Source organism: Aeromicrobium sp. (genome assembly GCF_014378035.1).
Lineage (GTDB): Bacteria > Actinomycetota > Actinomycetes > Propionibacteriales > Nocardioidaceae > Aeromicrobium.
The window spans coordinates 1-7,812 of sequence record NZ_JACMOM010000081.1 but is presented as its reverse complement, the minus strand read 5'-3'; the positions used below and the strand labels follow the sequence as shown (position 1 = coordinate 7,812).

The 7,812-nt window shown below is 65.5% G+C and carries 8 protein-coding genes; 2 read left to right on the top strand and 6 right to left on the bottom strand.

Annotation, left to right across the window (positions count from 1 at the left end):
• A partial coding sequence (locus H7290_RS04350; protein WP_290512795.1) for a formate--tetrahydrofolate ligase occupies positions 1 to 1,592 on the bottom strand: 1,592 nt, incomplete at its 3' end.
• Between the two features lie 145 nt (positions 1,593 to 1,737).
• Here H7290_RS04350 and H7290_RS04345 point away from each other — a divergent pair.
• On the top strand, positions 1,738 to 3,033 hold the full coding sequence (locus H7290_RS04345) for a Fic family protein (protein WP_290512794.1): 1,296 nt from the start codon (positions 1,738 to 1,740) through the stop codon (positions 3,031 to 3,033).
• A 766-nt stretch (positions 3,034 to 3,799) separates the two neighbouring features.
• Here the strand turns inward: H7290_RS04345 and H7290_RS04340 are convergent.
• From H7290_RS04340 to H7290_RS04325, 4 genes are all read right to left on the bottom strand, one after another.
• The gene (locus H7290_RS04340) at positions 3,800 to 4,036 is read right to left on the bottom strand and encodes a DUF6361 family protein (RefSeq protein WP_290512793.1); all 237 of its coding nucleotides are present in this window, start codon (positions 4,034 to 4,036) and stop codon (positions 3,800 to 3,802) included.
• Positions 4,037 to 4,527: 491 nt separating this feature from the next.
• A complete protein-coding gene (locus H7290_RS04335; protein ID WP_290512792.1) occupies positions 4,528 to 4,821 on the bottom strand; it encodes an addiction module antidote protein in 294 nt (97 codons plus the stop codon).
• A 2-nt stretch (positions 4,822 to 4,823) separates the two neighbouring features.
• Entirely contained in the window at positions 4,824 to 5,150 is a 327-nt protein-coding gene (locus tag H7290_RS04330) for a type II toxin-antitoxin system RelE/ParE family toxin (protein WP_290512791.1), read from the bottom strand.
• A gap of 483 nt (positions 5,151 to 5,633) precedes the next feature.
• Positions 5,634 to 6,422, bottom strand: a complete 789-nt coding sequence (locus H7290_RS04325; RefSeq protein ID WP_290512790.1) for a metallophosphoesterase — start codon at positions 6,420 to 6,422, stop codon at positions 5,634 to 5,636.
• 50 nt (positions 6,423 to 6,472) lie between these two features.
• Here H7290_RS04325 and H7290_RS04320 point away from each other — a divergent pair, with 50 nt between their 5' ends.
• Positions 6,473 to 6,706 carry a hypothetical protein gene (locus H7290_RS04320; RefSeq protein WP_290512789.1) on the top strand — a complete coding sequence of 78 codons (234 nt, stop codon included), beginning with the start codon at positions 6,473 to 6,475 and terminating at the stop codon, positions 6,704 to 6,706.
• Between the two features lie 569 nt (positions 6,707 to 7,275).
• On the opposite strand, the gene H7290_RS04315 is transcribed toward H7290_RS04320, so the two are convergent.
• Positions 7,276 to 7,812: oxidoreductase C-terminal domain-containing protein (locus H7290_RS04315; protein ID WP_290512788.1), on the bottom strand; the 537-nt coding region annotated here is incomplete at its 5' end.

Genomic DNA, 7,812 nt, shown 5'->3' with positions numbered 1-7,812 from the left:
TCACCGCAAACGAGGACCACGAAGCCCGCGCCCGCGCAGAGTCTGACCTCGCGCACGTGCAGGTTGTGACCGGTCGGCGCTCCGCGCAGGGTGGCGTCGGTCGAGAATGAGTACTGCGTCTTGGCGATACAGACTGGCAGCCCGCCGTACCCGTCGGCCTCCAGACGGTCGAGCCGCTGCGTGGCCCTGCCATCCCACGTCACGCTGGACGCTCCATAGAGCCGACGGGCGATCGTCTCCGCCTTCTCCTTGAGCGGGAGCCCGTCGGGGTAGGTGAAGGAGAACATTGACGGGTCAGTGTTCTCAAGCAGGTCGAGCACGCCCTTCGCCAAATCGGTTGCGCCGATGCCACCGTCGACGAAGTGAGTGGCCGGATGGGTCCGGACCCCCAGACCGTCGACCAGCTCAACCACCCGGGCCACCTCCGTGTCCGTGTCGGTCGGAAACCGGTTGAGCGCGACGACGCACGGGATCCCATAGACCTCACGAATGTTGCGCAGGTGCCGCGCAAGGTTCTCCATGCCGCGCTCCACGGCACCGAGATCCTCCCGATCGAGGTCGGGCACGCCTACCCCGCCGTGGAACTTGAGCGCCCGGACAGTGGCCACCAACACCGCGGCATCGGGACGGAGCCCGGACTCGCGGCACTTGATGTCCACAAACTTCTCCGCGCCGAGGTCGGCCCCGAAGCCGGCCTCCGTGACGACGTAGTCGGCTAGTCGCAGCGCCGCCCGGGTGGCGATCACTGAGCTACAACCGTGTGCGATGTTCGCGAACGGGCCACCGTGCACGAACGCTGGGGTGTGCTCCAGCGTTTGCACCAGGTTGGGCGCGAGCGCGTCCCGCATGAGTACCGCCATCGCACCGTCAGCCTCGAGTTCACGGGCCGTGACCGGCCTCTTCTCCCGGGTGTGGCCGACCACGATGTCGCCGATTCGGCGCTTGAGGTCGGCCCAGGACTCGGTCAGGCAGAAGATCGCCATCAGCTCGGAGGCCACCACGATGTCGAAGCTATCTTCGCGCGGGTGGCCGTTCGCGAGGCCGCCGAGACCGACCACCACGTCCCGAAGCGCCCGGTCGTTGAGGTCGAGCACCCGCTTCCAATCCACCGACCGGACATCGATGCCCAGCGCGTTGCCATGGTGGATGTGGTTGTCCACCAACGCCGCCAGCAGGTTGTTCGCGGCCGCGATCGCCGCGAAGTCACCGGTGAAGTGCAGATTGATGTCGATCATCGGGACCACCTGGGACCAACCGCCGCCTGCTGCGCCGCCCTTCATGCCAAAGACCGGGCCCATCGACGGCTCACGCAGGCAGGCCATCGTCCTGCGCCCCAGCCCCCGCAATGCGTCAGCCAGCCCGATCGTGGTCGTCGTCTTGCCCTCACCCGCCGGCGTCGGAGACATCGCCGTCATCAAGATCAGCTTGCCGAGGGGCCGTTCCTCAGGGGACAGGAGGTAGCGCAGGTCGACCTTCGCCTTGTAGTGGCCGAAGGGCACTAAGTGGACCGGGTCGATCCCCAGCTCATCCTGGGCAACCTGGGTGATGGGAACCAGTTCAGCGGAGTTAGCGATCTCGATGTCCGACAGCACTCAGGTCCCTCCCCTTCGTGACGCCCGTGCCCCACTGTAGTCGCGAGCGGTCTATGGAGTCCGGCAAGTTTGTCCGTATCGGAGGGCTGGTGCTCGCCGATACGTTACACCACTTTGTACTCATAAAGTGGTGTAACGTAAGGGTGTGAGGCAAGAACGAGGCGAGGCGCATCCCGAGTTTGCTGTCGGCTGGGAGACACACCCCTGGGACAGCGAACAGGATCACTCTGCCTCACGCCGCCAGCAACTCGCGGCCCGAGGGCCCTACCAGGCGGCGGTACCTGCCAGTATCGCTGAGGCCGATGTCCGGATCAACGCCGCGCTCCAGGCCGAGGCCGAGGATGCTGTGCGTGAGATCACCCGCTTCGACGCCGAGATCACCGCCATCGCCGCGCGCCGCGCGGCTCGTGAAGGCGATGATGCGGCCACCGAGCTAGCCCCGCTGGCTTCGGTGCTGTTAAGCACCGAGTCGGCGTCATCATCGGAGATCGAGGGCGTGACTGCCGGTGCCCGGGCGTTGGCGATGGCTGCGATTGAGGCCAAGGCCGGCCCCAATGCGCAACTGGTCACCGCGAACGTCACGGCCATGCAGCGGGCGGTCGAGCTGGCCGACAAGATCAGCGTCGACTCGATCCTGGCGGCACACCAGGCACTGCTCGATGAGCACGCGTATGCCGCCCCCGGCGCACTGCGTGACCGGCAGGTATGGATCGGTAGTAACGCGCTGAGTCCGCATACGGCCTCCTTCGTCCCGCCTCACCACACCCGCGTGCCAGGGGCGCTCGACGACCTCATCACCTTCGTCCAGCGAGTGGACCTGCCGGTGCTGGTGCAGGTCGCCATCGCGCACGCACAGTTCGAGACGATCCACCCGTTCAACGACGGCAACGGCCGCATCGGACGCACCCTCATCCACGCGATGCTGCGCCACTCCGGTGTCACGCGCACCTTGACGGTTCCGGTCTCTGCCGGTCTGCTCACCGACACGTCCGCCTACTTCCGTGCGCTCACCGATTATCGGGAGGGGAATCTCGAGACGATCGTCTTGCAGTTCATCAACGCCTCCTTCCGTGCCATCGGCAACGGGCGGCAGCTCGTTGACGACCTAGAGAGGGTCTACGAGGGCTGGAACGAGCGCCTGGCATCGCGGCGAGGCTCTGCGGCACGACGACTGCTGCCCCATCTGCTGAACCAGCCCGCCGTCAACGTCGCCTACGTGGAGGCCGCTACAGGAGTGGCGCTCTCGGCTGCCCAGCGCGCAATGGAGCAGCTTGAGGAAGCCGGCATCCTCGAGCGCGCTGGTGGCGGACAGCGCAACCGCGCATGGATCGCCCAGGACGTCATCGACGCGCTCGACGCCTTCGCCGAACGCGTGGGACGTCGGGGCCAACGAGCTTCCTGCGAGCCGTCCAGTCGGCGCGCGCAGCCTTGTCGGGCGTAGACATCGCCGCAGAGATTCGGACGGCTGCGCCTGCGGGGTAGTACTTCCGGCGTCGGCGTTCGAGGGACGCGACGTACCACCACGGTGGTGTGAGGTTCGATTTCGACCGGTTGTGGCTCCTGCAGAGAGCCTGGCCGTTGCTGACGATCGTGGCTCGGCCCTTCGACCACGGGCAGACGTTATCGGCGACCTCCGGCGAATCTCGCGATCACAGTCCGAGCGAGGGACGAGTGTCGTGCTGAGGAGACCGGGGGAACGGGTCGATCGCCGGCCCTGCCCCCTGCACGTCCAGGGAAAGAGGCGGGCATGCTCGATGAGTGCGGCCAGATCTGTGGACTCCACGGGGACGTCCCACGCTGCGGGCAGCTGACGCAGGGCTCCCTCGTTGGAGTTCAACAGCACCTCAAGCAACGATCCTGGGCTGCCGCTGAGCATCCGCTCGCGGACCCAACTGGCTTCTTCGAACGACAGATCGAGCGTGTCGGCGCTGTCAGGGAAGCCGTTTGGCAACGCGGGGACGTTCCACCTACTCGAGGCGCGCTCCACAAGCTCGTCAGCCTCGGGTCGCCAAGATCGAGCAGCAAGCTCGTCCGCCGGGTCGCCGACGAGAACTCCCCACTGGCCGAGTGCCGACCAGTACGGCGATGAAGGCAGTGTCTTGGGCTTGGTGAGGACGTTGCGACCAATTGGGCCGTCATGAGCGCCGGCGTTGTTCAGCGCGACTATGAGTCGTCTCTCGTTGTCACCCGCACGCCGCTGTAGGTCTTCACCGCTTGTGGCCCGGACTTGCGGCGGCGCCGTAGCACCAGGGGATGAGAAGCAGGTACCGCGCCCGTGTGTGCAGGGTGGAGGTCCCCGGGAACAACTGGTCGGTGAACGAGTCCCGGACCTGACCGATCCCGAGCTCATCTCGGCTCTCCGTCTGGGAGAACAGATTGATGACCTCGCGTATGCGGCGCTGCTCTTCGCGGCTTGAGTCGAGCCAGGCGATGGTGCTCGGCATGGGACCTCGTTCTGGACTGTGTGCGCGTATCGCCACGTTGGGAAAGGCATATCAGTACTCGCAACGAGATTGTCCCAATTTGGCGGAAGGCGACCACAGGGCGGTCGCGGTGAACCATTCGTGGTAGGCCCTGCGGGCGGTCGAGTGCGCTCGTCGCGTTCTCGCCGCAGAAATGCGCGGCGCCACCACTGGGGCCGCACTGGGGCCGCAGAACAACGAAAAACGACCCCTGACGCCGGAAGACGTTGAAAGACGTTTCCGCAGGTCAGGGGCCATTTTTAGCAGTTGCTGACAGAGGGTGAAAACCCTCAAATCAGATGTCGTAGTAGAGCTCGAACACCCCGAGTGGTGTTGGACACCTCGGAACATCTCGGGAAAACACGGTCTGACCTGCGGAAACGTCAATCTGGGCGGTTGGGCGAAGTTGGCCGATTTCGGCCTCGAACGGATCTCCTGCGGAATCCCTGCGGAATTTCAACCGGCAGTTGAGGTCATGCGACGGTGTGCAGTTCGAACCTCAGCCCGAGCGCGTTCGTCACCTTGAGGATGGTCGACCAGGTCGGGTTGCCGTCTTCGGAGAGTGCCTTGTAGAGACCGTCGCGGCTCATCCCGACCCGTCGGGCGAGCTCGCTCATGTTCTGCGACCGGGCGATGATGCCTAGGGCATGCGGAACCGCACTCGGGTCCTCGGCGGAGTCTTCGAGCGCGACCTCCAAGAACACGGCAACGTCGTCGAGGTCCTTCAGGTAGTCGGCGGCGTCGAAGCGCTGATACTTCTCACTCATGGTCATGGTTTGCCCTCCGCTTCTTTCTGCCTGTCGGATCGCCATTCATCGGCGAGATCGTGTGCCTTCTCGATGTCCTTCTGCTGCGTCGACTTGTCACCGCCGCACAGCAAGAGGACCAGCGTGTCTGCGTCCTGCAGGAAGTAGACCCGGTACCCCGGCCCTACATCGAGACGTAGCTCCGAAAGTCCCTTGCCGATCGGCCTCACGTCGCCAGGGTTGCCTGTGGCGAGTCGGTCTATCCGCCGGATGATGCGGGCCTTGCCTCGTAAGTCCTTGAGTTTTTCCAGCCATATCTCGAACTCGTCTGTGCGGACGACTTCGATCATGTGTCGACTATATCTGACAGCTACCGGGCGGGCCACCCGAAGTCATCGCCCGATGATGTCGCGCGCGATTTTGGCTGCTGCGTTCGACGGTCCCCTCCCGGTGGCGGCGTGGAACCCATCTAGTCCGAGGTCAGCGGCACACTGGAGGCACGTCACGACGGAGGAGAAGGCATGAGCACAAACCCTGATGCTGCTGCGGCAGTTCCGCAGTCCGACCACGTCGACCTCGACGAGTTGTTCCGCGACCCCCCGTGCTGATGACTCCGCATGACCTTGCAGCACCGGAACTCTTCCCTGACGACGCTGAGTTCGATGAGTTCCTTGCCTCTGTTCGCCCCGACCGTGCTCGCACCTCGCCTGAGCGATAGCCGCCTTCCTTGTCTCGGATCGTGCTCGACACTGACGTCGTGTCCCTGCTCTTCAGAGACCCGCCCGTTGAGCCGAATCTCCCGCTGATTCCCTGCGGAATCTGGAGGTGCCGGCTCAGGCTGGCACGACTGTGTCGAGATCAAGGCGCCAGACGTTGCCAGGCTCGCCGTCGGCGCCTAGAGAGACGACGCGGGTCTGGTGGGCTACACCGGGCAGCTGCACGCCTCGGTCGTCCCAGACGTGGTGGTGTCCGTGGACGAGCAGTCGCGGCCGGACGGCCTCGAAGACCCGGTTGACTCGTGACTGGGAGACCGCGGCCCAGGCGAGTGAATCCTGTGGCCATCCGTGAGGGTTGCGAGCCAGCGTTTCGCGAACCGCGGGCACGCACCACTCGGACTCTGGTGTGTCGTGGGTGATGAGGACGTCGACCGGTCCGCCGACGACCGCAGACTCAACATCGGTCTCTGAGGGCATCTCCTCAGGCCACCAATCCAAGCCCTCGGTGCGCAGGTGCCGGTCGACCGAGGCAGCGCCGCCGAAGGAGAGAAACGTCGTCTCGTCGATCGTGAATCGATGGCCGCGAGGGAGCACTTGGACGTGGTCGGTCAGACGGAGGGGAAGTGCCTCGCCGGTTCCAGGGTCGCGGCGTTTCGGGTTCGCCCACAGCGTCGTTAGCCGGGCCCAGTCCTCGTGATTGCCTGGGGTGATCATGATGTTGAGGTCATAGCGCGCACAGGTGTTCTCCACTGCCTGGAGGTAGCGCTTGCCGGAACTGCCGGGCCAGATCCCGAAGTCACCGACGTGCAGGATCGTCGTCGCCCTGGAGGAGCCGATGGACTGGAGGCGGCTGGTGGCCCAGGGCAGGTTGCCGTGCCAGTCGCCTGCGAACACAACCTGCTCCATGGTGAACGACGGTACTGGCGAGCGCCGTTCTCGCCGAGTCACTTTCAGGTGTGCGCTGCCTTGGCTGCGGCACGGCGGGCGGCGATGCGCTCCTTGAGTTCCTCGCGCTGGTGCTTGTGGGCCTCGTCGACGCCGACGTAGATCGGGTCCTCGATCGGCCCGTTTCGAGCGTCGTCGATCAGCGTCTGCCACGCCTTGCGGAGCGGGTCGGGGAGGTCGAGGTCATCCCACAGGTCGACGAGGAGGGCGCCGTCGACCCACGGCCACCTCTGGCCCGACCGTGACGACTCCTCACGAGCAGCGGTCGCGGCTGTTTATCACGAGCGATCTCTGGGTGGTGCTCGCTTCGAGTGACGCACCACAACTCGCATGCGATCGCAAGGACCGTGCCGCCAGTCGGCCACATGGCTGCTTTGGGCACGGCGGCGGAGCATTCCACCCAGTATGACGCGGCCGACGAGCGCCTCGATTGCGGTCAGTCCCATCTCCGACCTACCCCGTTCACGCGTCGGTGGTTGCGGGGCGTCCAAACCGTTGGATGTCAGGGTCCGGCGGCGTGCGCGTGGGGGGCTCGATCAGTTGAGTGGAAGTCCCGCAGGGTTCGGCTCGTACAAGCATATGCGCAGCAAGCTCCCTGATTGGCCACAGAAAACGTACAGGCCCTCGGTGGCCTGCGACGGCGTCCCATCTAACGGTCGTGGCTGCCGAGCATGAGTTCGGCCGGGCGGCTTCCCTCATCGCGTAGCTCTGGCCTCCGACGTCACACCGGGCGGAGAGGTAAGGGGCCTGTTGCCCGGATAGGCGTCAACCAATCGGGGGCAGCCCATGGTGGTGTCGCGGCCGTCGGTGGTTGCTAGGCGTGCGCCCCCAGTCGACCAGGGTTCGTGGCGGCGAGGACGGCTTGGTTGGGTTGGGCGATCAGCGTCGTGTAGTGCTGCAGACGCTTGGGCGCGTTGATGGTGACGACGCCAACGAGGGTGTCTGCGCGGGTGTACGCGGCGACGAGGCTGCGGGTACCCACGCTGCCTTCGACCACGGTGATGGTGTCAGCGGGGCCGGGCATGCCAGCGGCCTGAATCTTGGTTCCATGTTGTTCAGACCAGAACCGCGGAATCGGCGTAAACGGCTGAGCCTCCTCGGGGCGCAGCAAGGTGTGGGCGACGTGGGGTCCCATCTCGACGGCGTGGATCCAGTGCTCGATGCGACGCGGGATCCCATCGAAGCGCAGGTTGGCCCACCGGGCGATGTCGCCCGCGGCGACGATCTCGGAGTGCACGTGCTGCAAGGAGTCGACCGCGGCACCGGCCGCGGTACACAGGACGCCGTTGCTGATGTCGAGGCCGGAGCCGCCGAGCCAACCGGTCATCGGGGTGGCGCCGACACCCACGAC